Origin of the sequence: Limnohabitans sp. 2KL-3 (assembly GCF_001269405.1) — a bacterium.
In the GTDB taxonomy this organism is placed as follows: Bacteria; Pseudomonadota; Gammaproteobacteria; order Burkholderiales; family Burkholderiaceae_C; genus Limnohabitans_A.
On sequence record NZ_CXON01000002.1, the window covers coordinates 228,599 to 255,402 of the forward strand.

Below are 26,804 nucleotides of genomic sequence, written 5' to 3' on the forward strand. Positions count from 1 at the left end.
GTTTACTCCTGTGGGTTCATGAGGGCGTCTGGAATCAGAACGATGGCCCCTTGCGTGGTTCGGCTCTCCAGCAACCGGTGTGCCTCACTGGCCTGACTCAGGGGCAGCAAGGTGTCAATGTCCAAGCGAATCGTGGGGTCGCCCAAGATGCCGAAGGCCTCCACGCTCATGGCGAGCATGTCAGCGCGGTTGGCGATGTACGTGCGCAAAGTGGGGCGGCATACCCACAGCGATTGGCTGTGCAGGTCTTGCAAGGCAAAACCCTCAACTTGCCCGGACGCGGTGCCAAAGTTGACCACCAGCCCCTTGGGCTCCAAGCACTTCAGGGAGCCGTCAAAAGTGTCTTTTCCGACCGAGTCAAACACCACGCTCACGCCCTGTCCCTGCGTGATGCGTTTGACCTCGGAGACAAAGTCCTCGCTGCGGTAATTGATGGCGAAATCTGCCCCCAGCGCCAAGGCGGTCTGGACCTTGGTTTCGCTGCCTGCAGTGGCCAACACCACCAAGCCCAAGCGTTTGGCCCACTGGACCAAAATTTGCCCCACCCCACCGGCAGCGGCATGCACCAGCACGCGGGTGCCGGGCTCGAGTTGGCGCATTTGCTTGAGCAGGTACTGACAAGTGAGGGCCCGCACCAAACCGGCCGCCACACGCACATCGTCCACATCGGGCGGCACAGGGATCAGCCGCTCGGCCGACACCGCCACATGGGTGCTGTAGCTGCCCACGCCTGCGTTGGTGTAGGTGACCTTTTGTCCCAAATGCAGCTCATGGACCTGCGATCCCAACGCCACGATTTCGCCCACGGCATTGATGCCAGGCACAAAGGGAGGCTGCGGGTTGTGTGAATGGGCCTGCCCCGCCCGCAAGTAAATATCGACAAAGTTCACGCCAATGGCCGTGTGAACCAAAACCACCTGATGCGGTGCTGGCACAGGAACCTCGATCGAACGACTTTGCAGAACTTCAGGCCCACCGATGGCGGTGACCTGTATTTCAAACGGAGATGCCATCTTGCTTTCCAGAAAAGAAGCCATTGCACACGGGCTGGACAAGCCCCACGGCCCATGCACAACAGACGCTGCAGTATCTTCAGACCCGCCCACAAAACTGTCGCCTAGCGGACTTTCTTCGGGATATCACGAAGGCACAAGGATGGACCAATCCTCATAATGAATTGGATCGCAGCGACCTTGGTGCGTTCAATGCGAGGCAGGGCATGTCCGGTTGCGTGCCTTTCAAAACAATGGAGACAAAACATGGCTCAAATGAATTTGAAGGTCAATGGCAAAGGCCGCTCGGTCGACGCCGATCAGGACATCCCTCTGCTTTACGCCCTGCGCGATCAATTGGGACTCAATGGCCCCAAATTTGGTTGTGGCAAGGGTCAATGCGGGGCGTGCACGGTCTTGGTCAACGGGCAAGCCACCCGCTCTTGCATCACACCCGCTGCCAGTGTGCAGGGCAAAGCCGTGATCACCTTGGAAGGCTTGGGCAGCACAGCCAAACCCGGCAAATTGCAACAAGCGTTCATCGACACCCAAGCCGTGCAATGTGGCTATTGCATCAACGGCATGATCATGACGGCCACCGCCTTGCTGGCCAAAAACAAAAATCCGAGCGACCAACAAATCCAAGAAGCCCTGGCCGGCAACCTTTGCCGCTGCGGCACCCATCAACGCATTGTGGCCGCCGTCAAACGCGCCATCACCGCCTGAGGAGAGCACGATGAGCAACTTCAATCGACGTCAATTTTTGGGTGCTGCTGGCGCTGGGGTCTTGGCCGTAGGCTTTTCTTTGACGGGTACAGCCCAAGCGGCCAATGGTCTGGCCCCGACCAAGAGCGTGGCCACAGATGCACTGGACTCGTGGCTGACCATTGACAAAAACAACCGCATTACCCTTTACGTGGGCAAAGTGGATTTGGGCACGGGCACCAAAACGGCACTCAGCCAAATTGCCGCAGACGAGCTGGATGTGGGCTTTGGCCGCATTGACATGGTCATGGGCGACACGGGCACCACACCTGACCAATGGCTCACGGGCGCAGCCATCACCATTTCACAAGGCGGCAGCGAGTTGCGCATTGCTGCGGCCAACGCAAGACAAGCCTTGCTTCAACGCGCAGCCAAAAATTGGGGTGTGCCAGTAACTGAATTGATCGTCAACGATGGGGTGATCGCACACGAGGCCAGTCGCAAAACCGCCACTTACGGGAGCCTCATTGGGTCAGGATTTGAAATCAAGATCGACCCCAAGATTGCCGTTAAAAAACACACCGACTACAAACTCGTGGGTCAGTCGGTGCCGCGCGTGGACATTCCAGCCAAAGTCACTGGCGAGCACCTCTATGTGCACGACCTGCGGCTTCCGGGCATGCTGCATGCCCGGGTCATTCGACCCACCCAAATCGGGGCATCACTGCAAGGGGTCGATGATTCACAGGCCAAAAAGATCAAGGGTTTTGTGCAAACCGTGCGTCAAGGCAACTTTTTGGCGGTTGTGGCCAAAACCGAGTGGGCAGCGATCAAGGCCTCAGATGCCTTGAAGGCCCAATGGAGTTCCGGTGCAGACTTGCCTGCCAAAGCCACTATTTTTGAAGCCTGGCGCAAAATGCCTGTGGCCAAGGAAGAGGCCACACAAAAAGTGGGCGACGTGTCCCAAGTCTTGGGCAGCGCAGCCCGCAGCGTCAAAGCCACCTACAACTTTGCGGTACAAACGCATGCCTCCATCGGGCCATCGTGTGCGGTGGCCGATTTCAAAAATGGACAACTGGTGTGCTGGTCGGCCTCTCAGGCCACACACTCCATGCAGCATGAGTTGTCGGTCATCACGGGCTTGCCCAAAACCGCCATCCGGTTGGTGTATCTGGACGGTTCAGGCTGCTATGGCCGCAATGGCCATGAAGATGCAACCGCGGACGCGGCCCTGATTGCCATGAAACTTGGCAAACCTGTGCGCGTGCAGTGGACGCGTCAGGATGAAACGGCCTTGGCACCCAAAAGCCCACCACGTTCGATGGATCTGGAAGCCAGTCTGGATGCGCAGGGCAAGATCACCGGTTGGAAAGGCGATTTTTTCATCGCCTTGAATCACATTGCCGCATTCAAACCACTGGATTTTCCATTGCTGGCCGCCAGCGACACAGGCATTCCTCGCCCCGGTAACTGGGTGGGGTTCTTGTTCCAGAATGCCGGAGCGCCTTATGTGGTGCCTAACATCTTGGTCACCACCAAGCACGTTGCCCAGACTTTTTTGCGTTCTTCGCATTTGCGCAGTCCTGGCCGTATCGAGAACAGTTTTGCCAACGAATCCTTCATGGACGAATTGGCCGCAGCAGCGGGTGCCGATGCCGCCGAGTTCCGTCTGGCCCACCTGAACGATGCACGCGCCAGCGCTGTCATTCAAGCGGCGCTCAAGGCGTCCAATTGGACAAAGCGACCCTCAGCCAGCCAAGTGACTGCAGGCAACATCGCACGCGGTCGGGGCATTTCATATGTGCGCTACAACAATGCCATCACTTATGTGGCCACGGTCGCAGAGGTGGAGGTCAATCGAAGCACAGGCCAAATCCAGGTCACCAAGGTTTTTGTGGCCCACGATTGTGGGCAAATCATCAACCCCGATGGTGTACTGAACCAGGTAGAAGGTGGTGTCATCCAAACCATCAGCCGAACCCTCATGGAGGAAGTGCAATGGCATGGCAGCACCATTGACAGTGTGGATTGGGCCAGCTACCCCATATTGCGATTCCCCGAAACCCCAACGGTTCAAACGGTGTTGATCAATCAACCAGGTCTGCCCGCCTGGGGTGCGGGCGAACAGACCCCCACCACGGTCCCCGCTGCCATCGCCAATGCGGTGTTTGACGCGACCGGGGTGCGCTTGCGCACCATTCCCTTCACGCCAGAATCCGTTTTGACGGCCCTGAAAGGGGCGGGAGCCAAAACCGCATAAAAGGCATCACCACCGTCAAGCGCCATGTTCGACAGGCCCGGGTCAATGACATTGTCCGGGCCTGTGGCTTGGCGTTGGGGTGAGGGTCTTCAATCGCCGATTTTTTCTGCCCATGCCGCCTTGACGTCGTGCACCAGATGGCTCAGCAGTGCTGCGTACGCATCCATCTGACGGATCTCCGAGTCAGGCGATTCGATGTGATAGCTGATGTGGATGGCGTAAGTTCTGCCGCTGGGTGACTGAATGGGCGAAGCGACCGAGCCCATGCCCGGCTGCCATTGGGTGTAACAAAAGCCGCTCAGCTCGAATTGCTGGAGGGCTTGCTGCAGCTGCTCTTGCGTTTTTGGCCAATCCTTGCCCTGCGCAGATTGCATTTTTTCAAGCAAGCATTGGCGTTGCAAGGCAGGCATGCCCGCCAGATAGGCGCGACCCAAGGAGGTGACGGCGATCGGAATCCGACTGCCGGCCGCTTGGTGCCTGAAAACGCCTTGTCGACTGAATCGAACGGTTTCCACATAGACCATCTCCAGCTGGTCTGCCGTGGCCAGGCTCACATTGACTTTCCGGCTCTGAGCCAACTCGCGCATCAAAGGAAGCGCCACGTCCAGTTCAGGCTCTGTGGACCTGAACGACAAAGCCAGACTCAAACTGGCCACACTCAAACGGTAGGCGTTTTGCTGACGATCAAACTCGAGAAACCCACTGTCCACCAAGGAGCGGCAGAGCCGACTCACTGTGGGCCGCACCAGCCCCGTTCGCTCGGCAATGTCAGCATTGGTCAGTGAATCCACACCATGCCGGAAGGTGCGCAAAATTCTCAGCCCCCGCTCCAGAGATTGGCTGCCCGGCGTTGTTCTCACAAACACCCCGGTCTGGCGTGTTTGTCGACGGCTCGAAGAAGGACCGGCGGTCTGTTTGCTGCTCATAATTTCGAATAGCGAAATTATTGTATTGTGCGGTGTTGTTTTCACAGAGATACTGATTTTGGAATTAATTTTGAAAAATAATCAGTTGGGAAATTGAACGCAGTGCGCCGAGCAGGTCATGCTTTTATTGATGCGACTGTTCGTTCGCTGACTTTGGCGCGAAGAACGGGACAATTTGCGACAACATTGGAGTTGTTTGTTTTATCTGGCTTCAAGCCAGCCAAGCGACCCGCCTAGCCCCTGTTCAACCACACTGACCCCGTTTTCAACCATGCACACCATGCCACGCCACTTGATCCTTTCCACCTGCTGCGCCATTGCGGCCATGCTGACGCCCTTGACTCAGGCCACCGCGCAGGAGTTCCCACCTAAAAAGACCATCAGCATGGTCGTGGGTTTTGTGCCGGGCGGCGCAGCCGACACAGGCGCTCGGATCATTGCCAAAAAACTGGGTGAAAACCTGGGCGTCGCCGTCACCGTGGAAAACAAAGCCGGTGCAGGCGGCAACATCGCCCACCAGTACACCGCCACCGGCCCATCCGATGGCAGTGTGCTCTTGTTGGGTTCTGTGGGTCCGCTGACCATTGCACCCCACATGATGAAGCTCCCCTACGATCCGGTGAAAGATTTGGCCCCGCTGACCATGGCCGTGAACTTTCCCAACGTGTTGGTGGTGCACCCCGGCACGGGCATCAAGACGTTTGCCGAATTCATTGCGGCCGCCAAAAAGAACCCCGGCAAACTCGATTTTGCGTCCACCGGCCCAGGCTCCGCATCTCATTTGGCGGGCGAATTGCTCAACGACATGGCCAAACTCGACACCTTGCATGTCCCCTACAAAGGCGGCGCAGCTGCACTGCAGGACTTGCTGGGTGGCCGTGTGGCAGCCTGGTATGCCACCATGGCCACAGCAGCACCTCACATCGAGGCGGGCAAGATCATTCCCCTGGCCAGCACAGGCACACAACGCCTGGGTGCATTACCGCACATCCCCACGATTGCGGAATCGGGCTATCCAGGATTCAATGCCACCAACTGGTACGCCTTCGTGGCCTCATCCAAAGTGCCCAAACCGGTTTTAGATCGATGGAACACCGAATTGGTCAAAGTATTGACAGCATCAGACGTGGTAGAACAACTCAACAAACATGGTTTAACCCCCATGCCAGGCTCGCGCGATGAGCTGGCGCGTTACATGGTCAGTGAAACAGCCACCTGGGGTCGCATCATCCGAGAAAGAAAAATCACGTCACCTTGAACACCATGGATGCCATGTTGTCAAAAGCAACGTGGCATATGATTAATTCGTTAAAATCGAAAAATTATGGAAAAAACCAATAGCCCGTTCGCTGCAGCTTATTTGCGCTTCCTGAAGCTCACCAAAGCCATTCAGGTGCTTCCTGTCGGATTGGAGATGGACGCCAACGAAGAGGCTTTGTTACAAGCGGTGGTGCTGAGGTGGTACGAAAAAAACCCCATGACCGTGCGCGAGGCCATTGCCTTGGAAGATTTGGGCTCTCCGGCCACTCTGCACAAACGCATCACCCGCCTGCGCGACAAAGAAATGCTCATGGCACAAAGCCAAGAGGGTGACCGACGCGCCAAGTTCCTGATTCCGTCTGAGCGCACGCTGGAATACTTCAACACATTGGGCCAGTCCATGCAGCAGGCCCACCAAACACTTTCCCTGTGAATGCACAAGGAAATCTTCAGGTTTCAGACACTTTCAGCCAAAAACAGCGCCTGTAAGTCACTTAAGAAGTCAAACCCCCTGTCTGTCGGCCAGACCCGGTGCAGGTCTCTGCCAATCAAGCCTTTTTGCTCGGCCTCCAGCAACCCTTTTTGAAGGCTGTTGAGCGCCAAACCCGTGCGGTCCACATAATCGGCCAGCGCAAACCCACCCCGTAAACGCAGCGCATTGAGCATGAATTCAAAAGGCAGTTCTTGGCGAGGCACTTCCTTGCTTTGTGTCACAGGCTCGCCCTTCATGGCTTGGAGCATGTACAAAGCGGGCTCGCGGTAACGCACTTGGCGCAACACACGGTGCGCAAAACTGAGCTTGCTGTGCGCTCCCGCGCCAATGCCCAAATAATCACCAAATTGCCAATAGTTGAGGTTGTGTGAGCACCTGTGTCCAGGCTTGGCGTAAGCCGACACCTCGTAACGCTCCAGACCCGCCTGTGCCGTCAACTCAGTGATCCGGTCCATCATCTCGTAGGCCTGATCGTCTTCGGGCAAGGAAGGCGGAAACTTGGCAAACACGGTGTTGGGCTCGATCGTCAGGTGATAAATCGAGATGTGCGGTGGCACAAAGGCCAAGGCGGTTTGGATGTCTTGTGTCAGGCCTTGCAGGGTTTGGCCTGGCAAGGCGTACATCAAGTCCAAGTTGAAGGTGTCAAACACCTGAGCGGCTTCCGTCACGGCGGCCAAGGCTTGGTCGCGGTCATGCACCCGACCCAGCGCTTTCAAATGCGCATTGTCAAAACTCTGCACGCCAATGGACAAACGGGTGATACCCGCTTGGCGGAAGGCCTTAAAGCGGTCTTTCTCAAAAGTGCCGGGGTTGGCCTCCATGGTGATTTCGGCGTCAGGTGCCAAGCGCACGCGGGCGCGGATGCCGCCCACCAAACGGTCTATCGCTTCAGGTGAAAACAGGCTGGGTGTGCCACCACCCAAAAACACGGTCTGGATGCTGCGGCCCCAGATCAAGGGCAAGCTGGCCTCGAGATCGGCGAACAGTGCATCGATGTAGGCGTCTTGCGTGGATGGTGCATCGGCTCCAGCACGCAACTCGTGCGAGTTGAAATCGCAGTAAGGACACTTTTTGATGCACCAAGGCAGGTGAACATACAGCGACAAGGGCGGCAGGCTGCTGAGCTGCAACACGCCTGGGCGCATGGCGTGCACCGGGTCCAACATGGGGTTCATGGAAGGCTCAAAAAGGGTTATGCAGCCGGGGCATCCATCCAGCGCTCACGCATCAGTGCCAGCATGGCTTGTGCGGCGCGACCTCGGTGGCTGTGGGCGTTTTTGACTTCGGCGGGCAGCTCGGCAAAGGTCTTGCCAAACTCGGGCAAAAACATGACCGGATCAAAGCCAAAACCGTTGCTGCCTCGCCGCTCGGGCGTGATCTGCACCACCACCCGCCCCACCGCGATCAGGGGTTCGGGGTCGTCTGCGCTGCGCAAGGCCACCAAGGTGCTCACCATGGCCGCACGGCGTTGGCTGATGCCCTGCATTTGTTCCAGCAAAGCGCTCACGTTGGTGTCGTCGCCCTTGGGGTAACCAAAGCGGGTGGCGTAGTAGGCCGTGTCCACGCCAGGCTGTCCGCCAAAGGCATCCACACACAGGCCTGCGTCGTCCGCCAAAGCAGGCAGACCACTGAGTTGTGCGGCGTGCCGGGCTTTGGCCAAGGCGTTTTCAACGAATGTCTTGAAGGGCTCTGCGGCTTCAGGGATGTTCAGCTCGGACTGGCGCACCAGCGTCATGTTCAAAGGCGCAAACAAAGTCTGCAGCTCGGCCAGTTTGCCCGCGTTGTTGGAGGCCAGAACGATTTTCATGAAGGGATGGTGCTCAAGCGCTGAAAGTCAAGGTTTGGGGTTCGTCGTGCGCCTGCTTTTGCAGTTGCACCAGCTGGGCAATGCCTTTTTCGGCCAGCGCCAGCATGCGGTCCATCTCCACGCGGGTAAAAGCCACGCCCTCGGCCGTGCCCTGCACTTCCACAAAGTGACCCGCGCCGGTCATGACCACGTTCATGTCGGTGTCGCAGGCCGAGTCTTCGGGGTAATCCAAGTCCAGCAAGGCAGTGCCGTTTTTCAGGCCCACCGAGATGGCGGCCACACGGTCGATGATGGGCGACTCGCTCAGTTTGCCCGTGGCCATGAGCCAGTTGACGGCGTCTTGCGCCGCCACAAAAGCGCCCGTGATGCTGGCCGTACGCGTGCCACCGTCGGCCTGCAAGACATCACAATCGAGGTGGATGGTGCGTTCGCCCAGCTTTTTCAGGTCAAACACGGCCCGCAGCGAGCGGCCAATCAGGCGCTGGATCTCTTGCGTGCGGCCGCTTTGTTTGCCACGAGCGGCTTCGCGGTCGCCCCGTGTGTGGGTGGCGCGGGGCAGCATGCCGTATTCGGCCGTGACCCACCCTTCACCACTGCCTTTTTTGTGGCCCGGCACCTTTTCTTCGACCGAGGCCGTGCACAACACGCGGGTCTGACCGAACTCGATCAGGACCGAGCCTTCGGCGTGCACGGTATAACCGCGGGTGATGCGCACAGGGCGCAATGCGTCGCTGGCGCGACCGGTACGGACGTAAGAAATTGTGGTGTTCATGCTGGTGCTGAAATGGTGCTGCCCTTTGCGCTCGGCCAAGTGCGAGCGGGTCAGGCCAAAGAGTTTGAGATAATGCCTCGTTTCATGCACAGCTGTTAGGCTGGGCATTTGCAGCGCTGGATGGTCAGTGTGGCCAAGCGCTGTCACAAGGAACTTGATCGATGTCAGTTTACAGTATGACCGGGTATGCCAGCGTGCAGTACAGCCCAGGGCCCGCAGACGGTGAGACCCCCGCTCCAATGGGTCCTACAGCGAGACTTGGTATGGAAATCCGCTCCGTCAACAGCCGTTTTTTGGACTTGAGTTTTCGCCTGCCCGAGGAATTGCGCCAACTGGAACCCGGCCTGCGCGAGTTGATCACACGGCACATCAAACGTGGCAAAGTCGAAGTCCGTGCCAGCCAGGATGCCGGTGACGCGGCTACCCTTCAAGCCCCCAACCACCAGGCTTTGCAAAAAATCGCGGCCTTGCAAGACAAAATTCAAGACTGGATGCCAGGAGCCCGCGCTTTGAGTGTGGCCGATGTGCTGCGCATGACCGCAGGCAGCTCGGGCCAGCCAGCCCCTGACGACGCCGCCTGGATGAAGCTGGCATCCCAAGCCCTGGACGCCCTGCGCGAAGCCCGCGCCCGTGAAGGAGCCCGTCTGACAGAGATGCTGACAGGCCACATTGCGCAGCTGCGCAGCCTGGCCGAACAAGCGGTGCCGCTCGTGCCTCAACTGGTCGAGCAACAACGCCTTCGCTTTTTGGAGCGATGGAAGGACGCCATGGCTTTGGCCGATGGCAGCCTCCTGCCCGAGGCCGCACAAGACCGTGCCCTCACCGAAGCAACCTCTTTTGCCATCCGCATTGATGTGGCCGAAGAGCTCACCCGCCTGCGCTCGCACCTGGATGAACTCTCCCGCCTGCTGACCCAAGGCGGCGACATTGGCAAGCGTCTGGACTTTTTGATCCAGGAGCTGCACCGCGAAGCCAACACGCTGGGCTCGAAATCGGCCGTGCTCGAGATGACCCGCATCTCGGTGGATATGAAGGTGCTGATCGAGCAAATGCGCGAACAAGTCCAGAACATCGAATAAAGAGCCTCAGCATGGATTACCCCGGAAACCTGTTTGTCGTAGCCGCTCCCAGCGGAGCAGGAAAATCGAGCTTGGTCAAGGCCTTGATGGAGCTGGACTCACGCGTACAACCCACCGTGTCACACACCACCCGCGCTCCCCGGGGCCAGGAAAAGCATGGCCGTGAATACTTTTTTGCCTCAGCGCAAGAGTTTGACGCCATGGTGCTGGGCGACGCCTTTGTTGAATGGGCCCATGTGCACGGCCAGCGCTATGGCACCTCCAAAAAGATGATCGAAGACCGCATGGCCCAAGGTGCCGATGTGGTTTTGGAAATTGATTACCAAGGCGCCCTGCAGATCAAAAAGATGTACGCCAACGCGGTGCTGATCTTCATCTTGCCGCCCAGCTGGGAAGAGCTGCGCTCACGCCTGGAGCGTCGCGGCGAAGACACAGCCGACATCATCGAGCTGCGCCTGCAAAATGCTGCCATTGAGATGGCACAGGCTCCAGAATTTGACTTCGTTATAATCAATGAAGTATTTGATCGTGCCCTGTTTGACCTCAAAGCGGTTGTTCACGCTCAGCGGCTCAAATACCACGTTCAGCGCCGCGCCCTGCCTGACACTTTTCAGGCACTCAAAATGGCTTGAATCCCGCACAGCAATTCTCAAGGAACACATCATGGCCCGCATCACCGTTGAAGACTGCCTGGAACAGATCCCGAACCGCTTTCAGTTGGTTCTGGCTGCCACCTACCGCGCCCGCATGCTGAGCCAAGGCCACACCCCCCGCATTGAAAGCAAAAACAAACCTGGCGTGACCGCACTGCGCGAGATCGCCGCTGGCAAAGTGGGCATTGAGATGCTCAAGCGCGTGTCCTGAACACCTTTCTCGACCGTTCGCCTTGCTTGCGCAAGGCCATCGCTCAAACAAAAGCCCCTTTTGGGGCTTTTTTTACGCCCATTCAACTTGCCCCACAAAGTGGGGCAAAAGCTTGCGTTACATTGAGGCCATGAGTCCCGCTTCGATTCCCTCCACTTCCAACAGCCACAGCCGCCCCAAGGCTGTGGCACCGGCTGCGGCCAACGCGGCAGCAGCCAGCTTTGCCTTGCTCGAAGCGGAGCTGGGGTATTTGAACGATGCCGACACCGACATGGTGCGCCGGGCCTACAAGTTTGCCGATGAGGCCCACTTGGGCCAAATGCGCAAAAGCGGCGAGCCCTACATCACCCATCCCATTGCCGTGGCCGTTTTGTGCACCGAATGGAAATTGGACGCACAAGCCTTGGCAGCGGCCTTGCTGCACGACGCGATGGAAGACTGCGGCGTCACCAAGGTGGCGCTGATCGAGCGTTTTGGCTCTCCGGTGGCCGAGTTGGTCGATGGTCTGACCAAGTTGGAGAAACTGGAGTTCAACACCCGAGAAGAAAATCAGGCCGAATCGTTTCGCAAAATGTTGCTGGCCATGGCCCGCGATGTGCGTGTCATCCTCATCAAGTTGGCCGACCGCACCCACAACATGCGCACCATGTCGGACATGCCGCGCAGCAAATGGGGCCGCATTGCTTCTGAAACACTGGAAATTTACGCCCCCATCGCTCACCGTTTGGGCCTGAATCAAATCTACCGCGAACTGCAAGATCTGGCCTTCAAGCACTTGCTGCCCTGGCGGTATGCCGTGCTGACGAAAGCCGTCTCACGCGCCCGCAATCGTCGCCGCGACCTGATCCAAAAAGTACAGGCGGACGTCGAAGCTGTCTTTGCGCAGGCCAAAATGAGCGTTCGCATCAGTGGACGGGAAAAAACGCTTTACTCCATCTACAAGAAGATGGACGAAAAACACCTGAGTTTTGCCCAAGTCACCGACATTTATGGTTTTCGGGTGATCGTTCCTTCGGTCGTCGATTGCTACACCGCACTGGGATGGCTCCACCAAATTTACAAGCCCGTGCCGGGCAAGTTCAAAGACCACATTGCGATCGCCAAAGTCAACGGCTACCAGTCATTGCACACCACGCTGGTGGGACCCTCGGGTGTGAACGTCGAGTTTCAAATGCGCACCGAGGCCATGAACTTGGTGGCCGAGTCAGGTGTGGCCGCCCATTGGCTTTATAAAGAACATGAATCGGCCAGCGCCCAGTCGGCCCGACTGGGCACGCAGTGGCTGCAGTCTCTGCTGGACATCCAGACCGAAACGCGCGATGCCGCCGAATTTTGGGACCACGTCAAAGTGGACTTGTTCCCTGACGCCGTCTACGTGTTCACGCCCAAAAGCCAGATCATGGCATTGCCCAGGGGTGCCACGGTGGTGGACTTTGCCTACGCCATCCACAGCCGCGTGGGTGACCATGCCATGGCCGCACGCATCAATGGCGAGCAAGTCCCCTTGCGCACCGAACTCAAAAATGGCGATGTGATTGAAGTGATCACGGCTCCCGTGTCCGCCCCCAACCCCGCATGGCTGGGCTTTGTGCGCACCGGCCGCGCACGCTCCAAAATTCGCCACCACCTCAAAACCATGGCGCAAACCGAGTCGGTCGAGTTGGGCGAAAAATTGCTGGCGCAGGCTTTGCGGGCTGAAGGCATCGACCAACTGCCCAGCGATGCCCCAGTCAATCAAGGCCTGTGGGAAAAATTGCTCCGATTCACCGGCAACCGCAACCAAGCCGATTTGCTGATGGACATTGGATTGGGCAAACGCATCGCCACCATTGTGGCCAAACGCTTGACGGCTTTGTTGTCTGAAAACGGTCAAAAACCCGATGCACTCTTAATGACACGCGAACGGTTTACCGCGCACGAGTCCATCTCACAAGGCGCCATTACCCTGGATGGCAGTGAAAACGCGTCGGTGGTGTATTCGCGCTGCTGCCGCCCCTTGCCCGGCGATGAGATCGTGGGTTATTTGGGCCGTGGCGAAGGCTTAGCGGTGCACACCCGAGACTGTGCAACAGCCCGAAAACTCGAACACAAGGACAGCGAGCGCTTCATTGGTGTGGAGTGGTCAGATGAAATCAAGCGCAATTTTGAAACGACCATCCATGTCACAGTGGTCAACGGCAAAGGGGTTTTGGCCCGAGTGGCTGGGGCACTGGCCAGTGCCGAGACCGACATCGTGCACGTCGACATGGGTCAGGAAACGCCCCAAGACACGGCCGAGTTGAAGTTTGTGGTGGCGGTACGCGACACAAGCCATTTGGAGCAAGTGCTGCGCCACCTCAAACGCACATCATCGGTCATCAAGGCCGATCGTCAAACCAACAAAGGCCTCATCAACCCTTCATAGGGTCAGACCTTTCAAGCGGTTTCGGATAGCTGACCTGCAACACCTCAATGTCCAGCACACCTGAAGGTGTGACGAGCTTGAGTTCGTCTCCTTCGCGTGACTTGAGCAAGGTGCGTGCAATGGGTGACACCCAGCTGACCTGCCCTTGCAAGCTGTCGGCTTCGTCGATGCCCAATATCGTCACCGTGCGCTCTGCGCCCAAGACCTCGGCATAAGTCACTGTGGCCCCAAAGAACACCTGATCACTCCCGTGATGCACAGCCGGGTCCACCACTTCGGCTTTCTCCAGACGTTGGGTCAAAAATCGAATTCGCCGATCGATTTCGCGCAAGCGCTTTTTGCCATACAAGTAGTCGCCATTTTCAGACCGATCACCATTGCTGGCCGCCCAATGCACGATCTCGACCACTTGGGGTCTCTCGTCATCGATCAGGGTGAACAGCTCTGCCCTCAAACGGGCATAACCTGCGGGTGTCATGTAATTGCGTGCACCCAAGGGCAATGCGGGTAAACCCAATTCTTCGTCATCGCCACCATCGGTCTCTTTGGTGAAAGCTTTGCTCATGGAATGGACTTGGGGGCAAAAGAAAAACGGGAATGCCAGAACACAGCGCGTGTTTGGACTTTGATGTTTTGCAAATAGAAAAAGCCCACAACTTTCGTTGTGGGCTTTCTAATTTTTGGTGCGGCTGGCAGGAATCGAACCCACGACCCCTTGGTTCGTAGCCAAGTACTCTATCCAGCTGAGCTACAGCCGCATCATGCATTGAATTATAGCAAGCTTTTCAGGCCACTTTGAGCTTGGCCAGGAATTTATTGCCAAGAAACTGCAGACATGTCATTGGCAAAAATGGGCGAGCTGGACCACAAGCCTTTGAGGCCCTTGCGGTAGACCGCTGTGTTGGTGGCGTTGAACAGGAACACGTTGACCGCATCTTTGGCGATCATGCGCTGCATGTCACCAAACAGCTGGGTGCGTTCTTTGGCCGCTGTGGTGGCCGCGTGTTTGGCTGCCAAGTCACGGAAAGCCTTGCTGTCGTAACCCCAGTAATACTGCGGGTTGGCATAAGCCATGTAATCCAGAGGTTCGACGTGGTTGATCACCGTCAGGTCAAAGTTGCCCTTGAAGGTGCCACCCAACCACTGCGCCCATTCCACGTTTTCGATTTTGGCCACAATGCCCACCTTGGCCAGCTGCGCGGCCAAAATCTCGCCGCCCTTGCGGGCATAAGGCGGTGGGGGCAAGGTCAGGGTCACGTTCAGTGGTGTTTGCACGCCAGCTTCCTTGAGCAGGGCCTTGGCTTTTTCGGGGTCGTAAGCGTAGGTATTGCTCAACTCCACGTAGCCCGCATCGGTGGGGGCCATGTGGCTGCCAATGGGTTTGGCCAGGCCTTCAAACACGCCGTCGATGAACGCTTTTTTGTCGACCGCGTGCGACAAGGCGCGGCGCACACGCACATCGTCAAACGGCTTTTTGCGGTTGTTGATGGTCATGATGCCTTTGCCGGCCGTGCTGCCCATCTCAACCATGAACCGTTTGTCGGCCTGAAACTGTTTCAGGCTTTGGGGTGACTGAAAACGCGGCATGCCGTCGATGTCACCCGCCAACAAGGCGGCCACTTGGGCGGCAGAATCGTTGATGAAGCGGAAAGTGACCTTCTTCACCTTGATGGCGTTGGCATCGCGAAAGCCATCCCACTTGGACAAAGTGACTGCCGTGCCTTTGGCCCAGCTGTCAAGCTTGTAGGGGCCTGTGCCCACAGGTTTGGTGGCGGCGTTGGCTGCGCTGTCCGGGTGCAAGATGACGGCGGTGTTCTCGCCCATGCGGAACAAGAAATTACCGTCCGGGTTGGTCAGCACCAACACCACGGTGTGCGCATCGGGTGTGGAAATGTGGGTGATGTTGTTGAACACCGCGCCTTTGGCTTTGTTGGTGCTCTTGGCGTCTTTGGCACGCTCGAAGCTGAACTTGACGACAGCCGAGTCGAATGGCGCACCATCAGAAAACTTCACACCCTTGCGCAGCTTGAAGGTGTAGGCCTTGCCGTCGGCGTCCATTTTCCAGCTCTCGGCGAGCAGTGGGCTGATGCTGCCGTCCACATTGATTTTGGTGAGGCCCTCCAAGATGTTGTAGTGCACCACTTCACCGATGGCCGCAGCTGGGGCCATGGTTGGGTCGAGGCTGGTGGGCTCCAGGATCATGCCGAGCGTGACGGTGTCTTTGCGCGACTGGGCTTGCGCTTGTAAAGGGGCAGCCACCAAGCTGGTGACCAACACGGCCGCCGAGCTCAAAGCGAGGGTGCGGCGGGTCAGGGAAGAACTGTTTTTCATGGGGTCTCCTGCATCAAAAAAGAAGGGGGCTGGCCTGGCACAGCGGCCAACAAAGCCCGAGTGTAAGGGTGCTCGGCTTGCTGAAAAATTTGGTTTGCAGAGCCATGTTCGACCACACGACCCGACTGCAACACCAACACATCGTCGCACATCAGGTTGACCACCGCCAGATCGTGACTCACGAACAAATAACTCAGTCCGTAGCGGTCTTGCAGGTCCATCATCAGGTTCAGCACCTGCGCCTGCACCGACACATCGAGCGCACTGACCGGCTCGTCCGCCACGATCAGGGCGGGGCGGGTGATCAAGGCGCGGGCAATGGCAATGCGCTGGCGTTGCCCGCCCGAAAATTCGTGCGGGTATTTGTCGAGGTCCGCCGTCCTGAGGCCGACTTCGTTCAGAGCCTCAGCGGCGCGGTCGCGCAGCTCGGCTTTACTGTCGGCCCGTTTGTGCCACTCGGATCGGCCGCCCGAAACATGTTGCAAGTTACGTATCTGCTCGGTCACGATGGCCAGCACTTTTTGGCGCGGGTCCAGAGAGCCATACGGGTCCTGAAACACCATCTGAAAACCGCTGCGCAACTGGCGCAAAGCTGGGCCACGAGTCTGGTGCACGTCTACGCCCTTGAACAAGACCTGCCCCTCGGTGGGTGTGTCCAGCGCCATGACCAAACGTGCCAGCGTGGACTTGCCAGAGCCCGACTCGCCCACAATGCCCAAACTTTTCCCCGGCTGCAGCGTGAAGCTCACGTCAGACAAAGCCTGCAAAGCGCCTGCGGGTTGAAAAAAACCCGTGCGGGGCAAGGCAAAACGCCGCCCCAATTGTTTCACTTCCAGCAGCGGCGCAGAAATAGCGTTCTCGCTCATGGCAGCCTCCAGCGCGGGCAACTGACCACATGCGGCGTTTCGCCTGCGCCGTCATTGCCAATGGTTTGCGCCGGAGGTGGCGTCTGGCGGCAATCCTCCACCGCCAAACTGCAGCGATCAGCAAACGCACACCCCGCCGGAAAATCCATCAGCTCGGGCACGCTGCCGGGGATGGTGGTCAAACGTGTGCCGCGTGCCAAGCCCAAACGCGGCCGCGCCGCAAACAGGCCCCGCGTGTAAGGGTGTGCCCGGTGCGCAAACAACTCGGGTGTGGCCGCACTCTCGACCACCGCCCCGCCATACATCACCATCACACGGTCCACCTGGTCCTGCATCAGGCCCAGGTCGTGGCTGATCAAGAGCAAGCCCATGCCGTCTTCGCGCACCAGTTGTTGGATGAGCGCCAACACCTCTTTTTGCACTGTCACATCGAGCGCGGTGGTGGGTTCATCGGCAATCAACAGGTCAGGGCTGCAGGCCAGCGCGATCGAGATCATCACGCGCTGGCGTTGCCCGCCCGACAGCTCGTGCGGATAGGCATCGAGCCGCTCTCGCGCCCGGGGCAGCTGCACGCGTTCGAGCAGTTGCAGGGCGCGGGCTTTGGCATCGCTGGCGCTCATGTGTTGGTGCAGGCGCAAGGGCTCAGCGATCTGCTTCCAAATCGGGTGCAAGGGGTTGAGCGCCGTCATCGGCTCTTGGAAGATCATGGCCATCCGGGCACCGCGCAGCTGGCACAGCTGCGGCTCGGGCAGGCCCACCAGCTCTTGGCCTTGGAGCGCAATTGAGCCGCTCACGCGGGCGCGTTCAGGCAACAGGCCCATCAGGGCCAAAGCGGTCAGCGATTTGCCGCTGCCGCTCTCACCAATCAGCCCCACCGTCTGGCCCCGCTCCATGTTCCAAGACACGCCGCGCAGAGCCTGCGCCCAGCCCCGGGCCGTGGGCAGGCTCACGCGCAAATCATCCACTTGCAGCAACGGCATGGCGTTTGATCGATCGCTCATGTTCACCTTTGCCGTGCAAGCCGGGGGTCGAGCACATCGCGCAAACCATCACCCAGCAAGTTCAGCCCCAGCACCGCCAGCGCAATGGCTGCGCCCGGGTACACCGCCAGCATGGGGGCTTGAAACATCTGGGACTGCGCTTCATTGAGCATGCGGCCCCAGCTGGGCTGCGGCGGCTGGGTGCCCAGGCCCAAATAAGACAAAGCCGCCTCGGCCAGGATGGCGATCGCGAACTGGATGGTGGCTTGCACGATCAGCACGCTGGCGATGTTGGGCAGCACATGCGTGAGTGTGATGGCCAGCGGGCCTTGGCCTGCGGCACGGGCTGCCAAGGTGTAGTCCCGCGCCCAGACCGCGTTGGCCGCGCCCCGTGAAATGCGCGCAAACACCGGGATGTTGAAAATGCCAATGGCCACGATGCTCACCACCAGGCCCGGCCCGTAAATCGCCGTGAGCATGATGGCCGACAACAAAGCCGGAAAGGCGAAGGTGAAGTCTGAGGCCCGCATGATGACCTCCTCCACCCCACCACGCCGCGCCGAAGCCAGCAAGCCCAAAGGAACACCCACACCTAACCCAATGCCCACCGCGATGAAGCCCACCAACAAGGAGTTCTGGCTGCCCACCAAAAGCAAAGAACCGATGTCGCGCCCCAAGCTGTCGGTGCCCAGCCAATGCGCGGCGCTGGGCGAAGCCAGTTTGTTGGGGATGTCGATGTCACCCACCGAGTAAGGCGACCAAAACAAAGACAGTACCGCGCACAGCACCATCAGCAGCACCATGCCACCCCCCGCCACAAAACTCGGGTGGAGCAAGGCGCGTCGCCAAAAGATGTTGTTATCCCGCATAGCCCGCCTTCAATCGCGGATCGATCCACGCATACAGCACATCGATGCAAAAGTTGATGAGAATGACCAGCGCCGACAGCAACATGACAACATCGCGCACCACGATCAAATCGCGGTTGGCAATGGCCTGAAAAATCAGCCTCCCAATGCCAGGCAGCACAAACACGTTTTCAATCACGATGGCGCTGGTGATCAGGTTGCCAAACTGCAAGCCCATCACCGTGAGCACCGGGATCATGGCGTTGCGCAGCACATGACCCCACAGCACCTGGCGGCGCGACAGGCCTTTGGCCCGCGCGGTGCGCACAAAGTCTTCGCGCAAAGTGTCAAGCACGGCCGAGCGGGTCACCCGCGTCAAGATAGCCGTTTGCACCGCTGCCAGCGCCATCGCGGGCAAGAGCAAGGCTCTGATGCCCTCGCCCACCCCCCCGCCATCGTCCTCGGACCAGCCCGGAAAACCGCCTGCACTCACCCACTCCAGGTGCACCGCAAACAGCAAGATCAACAAAATGGCCAGCCAGAAATTGGGCAGCGCCAGACCCAGCTGGCTGAGCGTCATCACGCCCACATCGCCCGCCTTGTTTTGCTGTGAAGCGGCGTAAATCCCCAGCGCCAGCGCCAGCACCACGGTCAGGCCCATGGCCATGACGGCCAGCGGCAGCGTCACTTGCATGCGCTCGGCCATCAGCTGCGCTGTCGGTGTGTCATAAGAGATGCTCAGGCCCGTCTGCCCCTGCAGCATGCCGCCCATCCAGTTCAAGTAACGGGTGGCCGCGGGCTGGTTCAGGCCCAATTTTTCTTCCATCGCGGCGATCGACTCGGGCGTGGCCGTCTCGCCCAAAATGACCTGCGCGGCATTGCCGGGCAGCAACTCCAGCACGGCAAACACCACGACCGATGTGGCCAGCAGGGTCAGCACAAAGCTCAGCAGCCGTTTCAAAACAAACAGGGGCACGCGCTATCCTTGGGGTCAGTGAGCAACGATGAACGGGGTTTTCGATGACATCTCAAACGATTGTAAACAGCGAGCAAGGCTCCATAGTGGATGTGCCAGGCCTTCAGGTCGGTCACTTCACGCTGAGCGAACGTCTGACGGGCTGCTCGGTGGTCTTGGCCCCCGGTGGTGCCGTGGGCGCGGTGGATGTGCGTGGCGCCGCCCCAGGCACCCGCGAAACCGATTTGCTGGACCCGGCCAACCTGGTCGACAAAGTGCATGCCGTGGTGCTGAGCGGCGGCAGCGCCTTTGGCCTGGATGCCGCCACGGGCGTGGTGCGCTGGCTTGATGAGCAGGGCATCGGTTTTGAAACCGGCTATGGCCGAGTGCCCATCGTGCCTGCGGCCGTGTTGTTTGACTTGCCGGTGGTGCGACCGGGCGACGACCCCAAGGTCAGGCCCGGCGCAAAGGCTGGTTATCTGGCCTGCAAGGCGGCATCGACGGCCACACCCGCTGCAGGCAATGTCGGCGCAGGCGCGGGTGCCTGCGTGGGCAAACTGTTTGGCCTGGACCGCTGCATGAAAGGCGGCATCGGCAACGCCAGTGTGCGCGTAGGGCCTTGGGTGGTGGGTGCATTGGTCGCCTGCAACGCGGTGGGCGATGTGATCGACCCGAACACAGGCCAGGTGCTGGCCGGTGCCCGCACGGCCGATGGAAAAAACTTGCTGGACACCCAACGCGCCTTGCTGCAAGGCGAGCGCGGCAAGCGCCCCCTGCCCGGCACCAACACCACCATTGGCGTGGTCGCCACCAACGCGACACTCACCAAAGCCCAGGCCAAACGCCTGGCCATGAGCGCCCACGATGGCCTAGCCCGCAGCATCCGCCCCGCCCACACCACCCTGGACGGCGACACCCTGTTTGCCTTGGCCACAGGCACCGAAGCCGGTCCGGTGGATTTGATGCTGCTCACCGTGATGGCGGCCGAGGCCACGGCGCTGGCCACTGTGGACGCGATCACAAAAGCGCTGACTGTGAACACCACCTCAGGCTGTATTCCTGCTGAAAATCAATTCAACGAGGAACACAGACCTTCGGCGTGAAGTGCCCCTCAAACCCCTTGATGAGCACTGAGGACCGCCGCAGCACCCTCGTTCTCACTGCTCAACGGTATAGCCCGAGGCCTTGATGGGCGCATCCCAGCGCTTGTAGTGGACGGCTTGCGTTTCACCCAAGGCTTGAGACCCCGCGTAGTTGGGTGTGAGTCCAAATCCACGGATACGGTTCTGGATTTCCGGTTGACTCAAAGCCTGCGCAACGGCATCGCTGATTTTTTGCGTGCGATCGGCCGTCATGTTGGCAGGGCCATACAGTCCGAAGTAGGCATCAGCGACCACATTGATACCGACCTCCTTGAGAGTCGGCACATCAGGCAGGGCCGCGGAGCGTGTCTCACCTGTCACCGCCAGAATTTTGACCTTGCCCGACTTGTGGTGCTCAATCGTTTCGGAAGCGGTGTCCACCATCAGCGGAATCTGCCCACCGATCAAATCCTGGGCTGCAGGGGCCCCGCCTTTGTAGGCAACATGGGTGATGGGCGTCGACGTGGCCTGCGCCAACAACTGGCCCGCAAAATGCGGCACAGTGCCCGCACCAGAGGTCGCGTAATTGGCCTTGCCTGGGTTGGCCTTCATCCAGGCCAGCACCGATTTGATGTCACCTGCCGGTGCGCCTGGCCCCGCAGTGACCGCAAAGTCAAATGTGGTCACCCTGGCCACGGGCGTGAAGTCTTTCACCGGGTCATAACCCAAGTTTTTATACAACCAAGGCAAGATGACCAAGCCACCGCTGGGGGCCAAAATCAATGTATTGCCATCGGGTGCTGCACGCTTGACCTCGCCCAATGCAATGCGGCCAGCAGCACCAGGCTTGTTCTCCACAATCACATTTTGATCAAGTGTCGTTCGCATCCGCTCAGCCAACAGACGTGCCACCACATCCGCCGAGCCACCAGGTGGAAAGCCGACCAAAATCTTGACCGTGGCTTTGTCCTGCGCCTGAGCTGTACCCATAAGGGCCCATGAGCCCAGCGTTGTGGCCAGAAGCAATACTTTGAACATTTTTCGTTTCATCATCAATCCTTTGGAGGTGAACATGGGCGACAAGGTTAAATGACCAGTTTGTCAATAATTTAGATTCTTGGAATTAGGGTTTTCATCGTACCGAAAACCTGTTTCAAGTAATTTTCAAGGAGTGTCTCGGTATGCCCGTCATTGATGTCCACACCCACATGTTCACGCCCAAATGGCTCGAACTGCTCAAAAGAGAAGGCGGTATGTACAACATACAAACTCGCCCTGATGGCCAGCAAGAAGTGTTCCGGGGCAACACGCCTGTCGTTATTCCTCAAAAGGGTCATTTTGATTACGACATGCGCATTCAACAAATGAACGCGGCGGGCATTGACATCTCCATCGTCTCCTTGACGTGCCCCAATGTTTATTGGGGAGACGAGGACATCAGTTGCCGTGCAGCGCGTGAATCCAATGACACCATGACCCAGGCGCAAACCACCTACCCAGATCGCATTCGCTGGTTCACCTCATTGCCTTGGGAATACCCACAAAGAGCCATCGAAGAGTTGCAGCGAACCTGCGACAACGGGGCCTCGGGGGTGATGGTGCTGGCCAATATCTCCGGTCGCAGCCTGACAGATCCCATGTTTGCGCCCATCTGGGCAGAAATTGACAAAAGAGCCTTGCCGGTTCTTGTACACCCCACGGATCCACCCGGCGTGGACATGATGGACATGACCAAGTTCGATCTGAGCTGGTCCGTTGGTTTCATGTTCGACACCACCTTGGCGATCACTCGCATGATTTTTGAAGGGTTTTTCGATCAATACCCGCACTTGAAAATCATCGCATCGCACGGCGGCGGAACCTTGCCATATTTGATCGGCCGATTTGAAAAGGGCAATGAAGTTGAAATTCCTCAACGCCGACAGATGAAGAAGAACCCAGCCGATTACCTGCGTCACATTTACTACGACTGCATCACCTACAACCCGGGTGCACTGCAGTACCTGATTTCTGTTGCGGGTCCTGACCATGTGATGTTTGGTACCGACTGGCCCCACCAAGTGCACGACATCAAAGGAGCCTTTGCCAACACACAACAGCTGCCGCCAGAACAGCGCGAAGCGATCCGAGGCGGTAACGCGCTGAAAGTGTTCAATATTCGCTGAATGCCTCCAGCGTCCCATGTGTCTTGAGTGATGAAACTCCAGACACCTGGGCTTGCCACCAGGCTCGTCACATCGAGTGGAACGTCATACCCAGCCGTTTGGCCTGTCTGGCCTCGTAAGCCAGAAACTCGTCGGTGATGTTGCTGCCGCGAACCCCGCCTCTGACTGAGCCCGCCTTGATGTCACCAAAATACTCTTTCCAGAGCGGCGGCAATCTCTGACCCTGAGGCAGACTCAACCACAGGCGCAACAAATGCCGCTTGAGTTCAGGTTCTTCGTGGTCTTCAAAGTTGGTGCGCGAATGAATCACCACGTAGTTGTTGAGCAGCTGCAAATCACCACGGTCAAGCTGCATCGAATAACAAAATCGTGGATCGGTCAACAAAATGTCGAGCAAATCCAGCAAGGCGATCTGCTCCTCTGTTAACCGAGGCACCTCTGGAAAATCGCGCTGCGCAGCCGTGACATTTTTTCGATTGGCACGCAAAGAGAAGAATTCAGGATCGTCACCCAAAATGGGACATTTGTAAAAAGGCGGCTGTTTGGGATCGTTGGCACCTTGGTAGCTGTAATAAAAGGGCTGCTGCATCACGGCAATCAAGTCTGGACGCAGGCGCTTGATTTCATCGACCACCGCGATGGAACTGGTCACCATGCTGGTCCCACCCGTTTTGGCCGTTTGTAAACACAGCAAGGCCACCACGTCACATGAGTCGACATGGAAATCCAAGCCCGCATTGGTGTTGTAGCCCCGGCCATTTTTGACCTTGTAGCTACCCCCTTCATCGCGCACATCGTTCATGACCTGACTGGCTTGGTTCTGAGTCCTGGCCACCCCCACGTTCAGGCCAATGCCCCAATGGACCAGTCGAGCATCCTCGACAGACCAACGATGAACAGGAAAGCCCTTGATCAAGCACATGCCGAAATCTTTTTGTGTGACATCGAATGCCCGTTCAATGGCCTCTTTGGCTGCCCCAGAAAGCGGAAAGTCATCTGAAGTCATCTGCAGCCAGTCTTTACCCGTTTTTTTGGCATGGGCCAAGGCACTCTCAAAACCTTCAATCGCATCAGAACTCAGCCAATGAATCCATGAGGAATCATGGCGCAGCTCCTGTGCCACCCAAGCCCTGGGGACAGGGTGAACTGAAATAGGGGTGAGATGCATGTCGTGGTCTCCTGGCAATCCAAACTCTGTCGAAAAGTTTCGACACAGCAAATCATAAAAACTTTCTTCATCAGTAAATGACACATTTTGTTGAATGCTACTTAAAATATTTTGATGAAGTTTTCTTTCTTTGAAACACTCGAAGCCGTCCTGAGAACTGGCAGCTTGAGTCGTGCCGCAGACGAAATGAACCTCACACCGAGTGCTGTCAGCATGCAAATGAAGCAGGTGGAAGTCTTTTTCGGGCAACCGCTTTTTGATCGCTCAGGCTTGCAGGTGAAACCCATGCCTTTTGCGCACGAAGTGGCCAGTGTCATGCAACTGCCGATGCAACAAATTGAGCAGCTTCGCCGTCGCAAATCCATTCAAATCGAAGGCTCGATTCGATTGGGTGTCATTGAAAGCATGCAGGCCAGTTTGTTGCCTGGCGTTATTCATCACCTGTTGAAGAAACACCCTGCACTGCAATTGAAACCGGCCAGAGGGCGTGCCGTTGAACTCATCGCTGCCGTCAAAGCCAATGAACTGGATGCTGCGATCGTGGTTCAGCCCGTCAAAGGTGGGTCACAGCGCCTGCATTGGCAGCACCTGTTCAAAAACGAATTGGTGGTCATTGCCCCGCCTTCTGCCAAGGCCGCCAAGATACACCAGCTGTTTTGCGATTACCCTTGGATTCGCTTTGATGCATCCACCAGCACTGGGAAATTGGCCGCACAATGGATCGGCCAGAACATGCCCCAAGCTCAAAAAAGCATGGATTTACCCTCCGTCCATGCGGTGCTGTCCATGGTCAATGCGGGGTTGGGGGTGTCGATGGTGCCGTCGATTGACCCCCGCATGATGATCGCCTATCCTGTGAAGGTTTACCCTATAGGCAGGGGGGCGCCAGCATTGAATGTTGTTTTACTCACAAAAAAGAACGAGCCCAACACCCGGACGATGGATGCTTTGTTTGATGCCATCCAATCGGTCGCATCCAACCTGCCTGTGACTGCCCATTGAACAGCGCCCCAAGGATTTCATGCACTACGACTTGACAGATTTGCGTCTTTTTTTCCATGTCGGGGAACAGTTGAATCTGACACGGGCAGCTGAAAAATGTTATTTGTCTGTTCCTTCCGCCAGCTTGCGGATCAAGCAACTTGAAGAAAGTTTCCAAACACCTTTGATGTTGCGGCAAGCCAAAGGGCTGCAATTGACACAGGCAGGTGAGGCCATGGCCAATCACGCCAGACTTGTCCTGCAACAATTGGAGGTCATGCATGCCGATCTGAGACCTTACGCCTTGGGCGTCAAGGGGCGGATCAGGCTTCAAGCCAACAGCACCGCCACCAACACTTTTTTGGCGAAGGCTTTGTCTGCTTTCCTGAATGACAATCCTGACATCGACATTGATCTGGAAGAGCTGCCTTCACGCGACATCATTTCCTCGGTCGCCAAGGGGGCCGCCGATTTAGGCATCGTGGCAGGCTCTGTTGATGCAGACAAAATTGATGTGGTCCCGCTTTATGCCGATGAGTTGGTGGTCATCTGTCATTCAGGCGCAGCCATTGCCCATCAACTTTCGGTGAAATTGTCCGACATCCTGGACGATTACCGTTTTGTTGGCCTCAACCAATTCAACTCCATTCAGTCCTTTTTGGATCGCAAAGCCCAGAGCATTGGCAAGCGGGTAAATTTGAGAATCCAAGTGGGAAATTACGAAAATGTCTGTCAAATGGCTGCTGTTGGCGTGGGCATTGCCATTGTCCCTCGGGCCATTGCGCTGAGCCATGCGAAATCAAGTGGCTTGCACATGATCCCTTTGGAAGATCCTTGGGCAAGACGTCAAATCAGTTTGGTCAAACAGCAGCAACGCATGTTGCCCAAATTCAGTGAAGATTTGATTCACCATTTGAGGTTGGCCGCCAGTCAAGCGCCAACCTCTGCCATCAAACCGGCGTGAGCCACCCGTGGCGGTCGGGCGTCAAACCCCTGACGGTTTCGAAATAGATTTTTTGCATGCTTCGGGTCTGCACGCCGATCGTGCCATCACCGACCGGCAAACGATCGATCTGAACAATCGGAATGATTTCCTGGCCCGTCCCACATAAAAATGCTTCATCCGCAAAGTACAACTCGCTGCGGTCTATCTCGCGTTCGACTACGGCCCGCCCCGTGGATTCTTGGTACAAGGTGATGACGGTATCCCTTGTGATGCTTTCCAAGATATTGCTACCGATGTGGGGCGTGATCAGCTTTCCATCACGCACCATGAAAAAACAAGCAATCGGTGCTTCAGACACTTTGCCAGAGGGCGTCAACATCAATGCGCCGTCATAGCCATCGGCTTTGGCTTGCAGCTGGGTCAATCTGGCGTTGTGATAATTGGCCGTTGCCTTCACTCGAGGTGGACTGGCGTTGTCAGCCAATCGACTCCATGAGCTGACACCCAGACTCATGCCCGTATCGGCAAATTTAGGCCGCTCTCGTGGAGAGGCCGCAGCGGTGTAACCCACTGGCCCAGTCTGGGCCATCAATCCCAGTGCCTCGATGTACACCAGCAGTCGAATGTAGACATCGTCATCGGGTTCGTTGGCACGAATCAGAGCCGACAGCTCCTGCCTCATTTTTTCCGGATCGAAAACATGGTCAAACCGCATGACCTTCATGCCGGCCTGCAAGCGTTTCAAATGCTCAGCCAAGCGAAATATCTTGAACTCACCCGTGTCCGGATTTCGATAGGCACGAAGCCCCTCAAACAAAGCGGTCGCGTAAGTCATGCCCAATGTCATGGGATGGACTTTGGCCTGCGCATAGGGCATCAATTGGCCATTTTGCAAAATGATGTTGGCTTGCCACATGACC

Annotated in this window: 26 protein-coding genes and 1 tRNA gene; 12 read left to right on the forward strand and 15 right to left on the reverse strand. The window is 57.5% G+C overall.

What is annotated here, in order from left to right; translation table 11 throughout:
- Nucleotides 1–2 precede the first annotated feature (2 nt).
- Nucleotides 3–1,013 (reverse strand): quinone oxidoreductase family protein, encoded by a 1,011-nt coding sequence (locus tag AMM41_RS03430; protein ID WP_194944592.1) that lies wholly within the window; start codon nt 1,011–1,013, stop codon nt 3–5.
- Nucleotides 1,014–1,259: 246 nt separating this feature from the next.
- On the opposite strand from AMM41_RS03430, the gene AMM41_RS03435 reads away from it, so the two are divergent.
- Together AMM41_RS03435 and AMM41_RS03440 are read left to right on the forward strand one after the other, a co-directional pair.
- Entirely contained in the window at nt 1,260–1,718 is a 459-nt protein-coding gene (locus AMM41_RS03435; RefSeq protein WP_089953037.1) for a (2Fe-2S)-binding protein, read from the forward strand.
- A 10-nt stretch (nt 1,719–1,728) separates the two neighbouring features.
- Complete coding sequence (locus AMM41_RS03440; protein ID WP_089953039.1) at nt 1,729–3,957, forward strand: xanthine dehydrogenase family protein molybdopterin-binding subunit; 2,229 nt, start codon at nt 1,729–1,731, stop codon at nt 3,955–3,957.
- A gap of 89 nt (nt 3,958–4,046) precedes the next feature.
- Here the strand turns inward: AMM41_RS03440 and AMM41_RS03445 are convergent, their stop codons facing one another.
- Entirely contained in the window at nt 4,047–4,883 is an 837-nt protein-coding gene (locus AMM41_RS03445; protein WP_089953041.1) for an IclR family transcriptional regulator, read from the reverse strand.
- A 325-nt stretch (nt 4,884–5,208) separates the two neighbouring features.
- Between AMM41_RS03445 and AMM41_RS03450 the strand changes: the two genes are divergently transcribed.
- Entirely contained in the window at nt 5,209–6,141 is a 933-nt protein-coding gene (locus AMM41_RS03450) for a Bug family tripartite tricarboxylate transporter substrate binding protein (protein WP_228769094.1), read from the forward strand.
- Between the two features lie 66 nt (nt 6,142–6,207).
- Nucleotides 6,208–6,576, forward strand: coding sequence for a hypothetical protein (locus AMM41_RS03455; RefSeq protein ID WP_089953043.1), 369 nt, complete (start codon nt 6,208–6,210; stop codon nt 6,574–6,576).
- 23 nt (nt 6,577–6,599) lie between these two features.
- Here AMM41_RS03455 and hemW read toward each other — a convergent pair whose 3' ends face one another.
- Genes hemW through rph form a run of 3 tightly spaced genes read right to left on the reverse strand, consistent with a single transcriptional unit; the run spans nt 6,600 to nt 9,215 of the window.
- Entirely contained in the window at nt 6,600–7,802 is a 1,203-nt protein-coding gene (gene hemW / locus AMM41_RS03460) for a radical SAM family heme chaperone HemW (RefSeq protein ID WP_089953648.1), read from the reverse strand.
- A gap of 26 nt (nt 7,803–7,828) precedes the next feature.
- Nucleotides 7,829–8,443 carry an RdgB/HAM1 family non-canonical purine NTP pyrophosphatase gene (rdgB, locus tag AMM41_RS03465; protein WP_089953045.1) on the reverse strand — a complete coding sequence of 205 codons (615 nt, stop codon included), beginning with the start codon at nt 8,441–8,443 and terminating at the stop codon, nt 7,829–7,831.
- A 13-nt stretch (nt 8,444–8,456) separates the two neighbouring features.
- Entirely contained in the window at nt 8,457–9,215 is a 759-nt protein-coding gene (gene rph / locus AMM41_RS03470) for a ribonuclease PH (RefSeq protein ID WP_089953651.1), read from the reverse strand.
- A gap of 176 nt (nt 9,216–9,391) precedes the next feature.
- Between rph and AMM41_RS03475 the strand changes: the two genes are divergently transcribed.
- The 4 genes from AMM41_RS03475 to AMM41_RS03490 all read left to right on the forward strand — a co-directional run bounded on the left by AMM41_RS03475 (nt 9,392) and on the right by AMM41_RS03490 (nt 13,562).
- Nucleotides 9,392–10,294 carry a YicC/YloC family endoribonuclease gene (locus tag AMM41_RS03475; protein WP_089953047.1) on the forward strand — a complete coding sequence of 301 codons (903 nt, stop codon included), beginning with the start codon at nt 9,392–9,394 and terminating at the stop codon, nt 10,292–10,294.
- An 11-nt stretch (nt 10,295–10,305) separates the two neighbouring features.
- Entirely contained in the window at nt 10,306–10,926 is a 621-nt protein-coding gene (gene gmk / locus AMM41_RS03480; protein ID WP_089953049.1) for a guanylate kinase, read from the forward strand.
- A gap of 31 nt (nt 10,927–10,957) precedes the next feature.
- On the forward strand, nt 10,958–11,158 hold the full coding sequence (gene rpoZ, locus AMM41_RS03485) for a DNA-directed RNA polymerase subunit omega (protein WP_062402588.1): 201 nt from the start codon (nt 10,958–10,960) through the stop codon (nt 11,156–11,158).
- Nucleotides 11,159–11,288: 130 nt separating this feature from the next.
- A complete protein-coding gene (locus AMM41_RS03490; RefSeq protein WP_089953655.1) occupies nt 11,289–13,562 on the forward strand; it encodes a RelA/SpoT family protein in 2,274 nt (757 codons plus the stop codon).
- On the opposite strand, the gene greB is transcribed toward AMM41_RS03490, so the two are convergent.
- The 7 genes from greB to AMM41_RS03525 all read right to left on the reverse strand — a co-directional run bounded on the left by greB (nt 13,549) and on the right by AMM41_RS03525 (nt 19,563).
- Nucleotides 13,549–14,127 carry a transcription elongation factor GreB gene (greB, locus tag AMM41_RS03495; RefSeq protein WP_089953051.1) on the reverse strand — a complete coding sequence of 193 codons (579 nt, stop codon included), beginning with the start codon at nt 14,125–14,127 and terminating at the stop codon, nt 13,549–13,551. The two genes, AMM41_RS03490 and greB, sit on opposite strands and share 14 nt — an antisense overlap.
- A gap of 116 nt (nt 14,128–14,243) precedes the next feature.
- Nucleotides 14,244–14,320: transfer RNA gene (locus AMM41_RS03500), tRNA-Arg, on the reverse strand.
- Nucleotides 14,321–14,375: 55 nt separating this feature from the next.
- On the reverse strand, nt 14,376–15,893 hold the full coding sequence (locus AMM41_RS03505; RefSeq protein WP_194944593.1) for an ABC transporter substrate-binding protein: 1,518 nt from the start codon (nt 15,891–15,893) through the stop codon (nt 14,376–14,378).
- Nucleotides 15,890–16,759, reverse strand: a complete 870-nt coding sequence (locus tag AMM41_RS03510; protein ID WP_089953053.1) for an ATP-binding cassette domain-containing protein — start codon at nt 16,757–16,759, stop codon at nt 15,890–15,892. The genes AMM41_RS03505 and AMM41_RS03510 overlap by 4 nt, the downstream gene beginning before the upstream one ends.
- Complete coding sequence (locus AMM41_RS03515) at nt 16,756–17,760, reverse strand: ABC transporter ATP-binding protein (RefSeq protein WP_228769078.1); 1,005 nt, start codon at nt 17,758–17,760, stop codon at nt 16,756–16,758. The genes AMM41_RS03510 and AMM41_RS03515 overlap by 4 nt, the downstream gene beginning before the upstream one ends.
- A 2-nt stretch (nt 17,761–17,762) precedes the next feature.
- Nucleotides 17,763–18,608 (reverse strand): ABC transporter permease, encoded by an 846-nt coding sequence (locus AMM41_RS03520; protein WP_089953055.1) that lies wholly within the window; start codon nt 18,606–18,608, stop codon nt 17,763–17,765.
- Nucleotides 18,598–19,563: an ABC transporter permease gene (locus AMM41_RS03525; protein WP_089953057.1), complete on the reverse strand. Its 966-nt coding sequence runs from the start codon at nt 19,561–19,563 to the stop codon at nt 18,598–18,600. Before AMM41_RS03525 ends, AMM41_RS03520 begins: the two co-directional genes overlap by 11 nt.
- Nucleotides 19,564–19,607: 44 nt before the next feature.
- Between AMM41_RS03525 and AMM41_RS03530 the strand changes: the two genes are divergently transcribed.
- Nucleotides 19,608–20,645 carry a P1 family peptidase gene (locus tag AMM41_RS03530; protein WP_089953059.1) on the forward strand — a complete coding sequence of 346 codons (1,038 nt, stop codon included), beginning with the start codon at nt 19,608–19,610 and terminating at the stop codon, nt 20,643–20,645.
- A 54-nt stretch (nt 20,646–20,699) separates the two neighbouring features.
- Here AMM41_RS03530 and AMM41_RS03535 read toward each other — a convergent pair whose 3' ends face one another.
- On the reverse strand, nt 20,700–21,674 hold the full coding sequence (locus tag AMM41_RS03535; protein ID WP_368664958.1) for a Bug family tripartite tricarboxylate transporter substrate binding protein: 975 nt from the start codon (nt 21,672–21,674) through the stop codon (nt 20,700–20,702).
- A gap of 131 nt (nt 21,675–21,805) precedes the next feature.
- On the opposite strand from AMM41_RS03535, the gene AMM41_RS03540 reads away from it, so the two are divergent.
- On the forward strand, nt 21,806–22,789 hold the full coding sequence (locus AMM41_RS03540; RefSeq protein ID WP_089953061.1) for an amidohydrolase family protein: 984 nt from the start codon (nt 21,806–21,808) through the stop codon (nt 22,787–22,789).
- Between the two features lie 67 nt (nt 22,790–22,856).
- Here AMM41_RS03540 and AMM41_RS03545 read toward each other — a convergent pair whose 3' ends face one another.
- Nucleotides 22,857–23,957 (reverse strand): TauD/TfdA family dioxygenase, encoded by a 1,101-nt coding sequence (locus AMM41_RS03545; RefSeq protein WP_089953063.1) that lies wholly within the window; start codon nt 23,955–23,957, stop codon nt 22,857–22,859.
- Nucleotides 23,958–24,071: 114 nt separating this feature from the next.
- Here AMM41_RS03545 and AMM41_RS03550 point away from each other — a divergent pair, with 114 nt between their 5' ends.
- Together AMM41_RS03550 and AMM41_RS03555 are read left to right on the forward strand one after the other, a co-directional pair.
- Nucleotides 24,072–24,959, forward strand: a complete 888-nt coding sequence (locus tag AMM41_RS03550) for a LysR family transcriptional regulator (RefSeq protein ID WP_089953065.1) — start codon at nt 24,072–24,074, stop codon at nt 24,957–24,959.
- Nucleotides 24,960–24,978: 19 nt separating this feature from the next.
- The gene (locus AMM41_RS03555; protein ID WP_089953068.1) at nt 24,979–25,902 is read left to right on the forward strand and encodes a LysR family transcriptional regulator; all 924 of its coding nucleotides are present in this window, start codon (nt 24,979–24,981) and stop codon (nt 25,900–25,902) included.
- Here the strand turns inward: AMM41_RS03555 and ilvE are convergent.
- Nucleotides 25,889–26,800, reverse strand: coding sequence for a branched-chain-amino-acid transaminase (ilvE, locus tag AMM41_RS03560; RefSeq protein ID WP_158273188.1), 912 nt, complete (start codon nt 26,798–26,800; stop codon nt 25,889–25,891). The two genes, AMM41_RS03555 and ilvE, sit on opposite strands and share 14 nt — an antisense overlap.
- Nucleotides 26,801–26,804: the final 4 nt, after the last annotated feature.

Bases quoted from the DNA above. Each gene is read 5' to 3' on its own strand.
- AMM41_RS03430 (WP_194944592.1), bottom strand. From the start codon at position 1,013: ATGGCATCTCCGTTTGAAATACAGGTCACCGCCATCGGTGGGCCTGAA.
- AMM41_RS03435 (WP_089953037.1), top strand. From the start codon at position 1,260: ATGGCTCAAATGAATTTGAAGGTCAATGGCAAAGGCCGCTCGGTCGAC.
- AMM41_RS03440 (WP_089953039.1), top strand. From the start codon at position 1,729: ATGAGCAACTTCAATCGACGTCAATTTTTGGGTGCTGCTGGCGCTGGG.
- AMM41_RS03445 (WP_089953041.1), bottom strand. From the start codon at position 4,883: ATGAGCAGCAAACAGACCGCCGGTCCTTCTTCGAGCCGTCGACAAACA.
- AMM41_RS03450 (WP_228769094.1), top strand. From the start codon at position 5,209: ATGCTGACGCCCTTGACTCAGGCCACCGCGCAGGAGTTCCCACCTAAA.
- AMM41_RS03455 (WP_089953043.1), top strand. From the start codon at position 6,208: ATGGAAAAAACCAATAGCCCGTTCGCTGCAGCTTATTTGCGCTTCCTG.
- hemW (WP_089953648.1), bottom strand. From the start codon at position 7,802: ATGTTGGACCCGGTGCACGCCATGCGCCCAGGCGTGTTGCAGCTCAGC.
- rdgB (WP_089953045.1), bottom strand. From the start codon at position 8,443: ATGAAAATCGTTCTGGCCTCCAACAACGCGGGCAAACTGGCCGAGCTG.
- rph (WP_089953651.1), bottom strand. From the start codon at position 9,215: ATGAACACCACAATTTCTTACGTCCGTACCGGTCGCGCCAGCGACGCA.
- AMM41_RS03475 (WP_089953047.1), top strand. From the start codon at position 9,392: ATGACCGGGTATGCCAGCGTGCAGTACAGCCCAGGGCCCGCAGACGGT.
- gmk (WP_089953049.1), top strand. From the start codon at position 10,306: ATGGATTACCCCGGAAACCTGTTTGTCGTAGCCGCTCCCAGCGGAGCA.
- rpoZ (WP_062402588.1), top strand. From the start codon at position 10,958: ATGGCCCGCATCACCGTTGAAGACTGCCTGGAACAGATCCCGAACCGC.
- AMM41_RS03490 (WP_089953655.1), top strand. From the start codon at position 11,289: ATGAGTCCCGCTTCGATTCCCTCCACTTCCAACAGCCACAGCCGCCCC.
- greB (WP_089953051.1), bottom strand. From the start codon at position 14,127: ATGAGCAAAGCTTTCACCAAAGAGACCGATGGTGGCGATGACGAAGAA.
- AMM41_RS03505 (WP_194944593.1), bottom strand. From the start codon at position 15,893: ATGAAAAACAGTTCTTCCCTGACCCGCCGCACCCTCGCTTTGAGCTCG.
- AMM41_RS03510 (WP_089953053.1), bottom strand. From the start codon at position 16,759: ATGAGCGAGAACGCTATTTCTGCGCCGCTGCTGGAAGTGAAACAATTG.
- AMM41_RS03515 (WP_228769078.1), bottom strand. From the start codon at position 17,760: ATGAGCGATCGATCAAACGCCATGCCGTTGCTGCAAGTGGATGATTTG.
- AMM41_RS03520 (WP_089953055.1), bottom strand. From the start codon at position 18,608: ATGCGGGATAACAACATCTTTTGGCGACGCGCCTTGCTCCACCCGAGT.
- AMM41_RS03530 (WP_089953059.1), top strand. From the start codon at position 19,608: ATGACATCTCAAACGATTGTAAACAGCGAGCAAGGCTCCATAGTGGAT.
- AMM41_RS03535 (WP_368664958.1), bottom strand. From the start codon at position 21,674: ATGAAACGAAAAATGTTCAAAGTATTGCTTCTGGCCACAACGCTGGGC.
- AMM41_RS03540 (WP_089953061.1), top strand. From the start codon at position 21,806: ATGCCCGTCATTGATGTCCACACCCACATGTTCACGCCCAAATGGCTC.
- AMM41_RS03545 (WP_089953063.1), bottom strand. From the start codon at position 23,957: ATGCATCTCACCCCTATTTCAGTTCACCCTGTCCCCAGGGCTTGGGTG.
- AMM41_RS03550 (WP_089953065.1), top strand. From the start codon at position 24,072: ATGAAGTTTTCTTTCTTTGAAACACTCGAAGCCGTCCTGAGAACTGGC.
- AMM41_RS03555 (WP_089953068.1), top strand. From the start codon at position 24,979: ATGCACTACGACTTGACAGATTTGCGTCTTTTTTTCCATGTCGGGGAA.
- ilvE (WP_158273188.1), bottom strand. From the start codon at position 26,800: ATGTGGCAAGCCAACATCATTTTGCAAAATGGCCAATTGATGCCCTAT.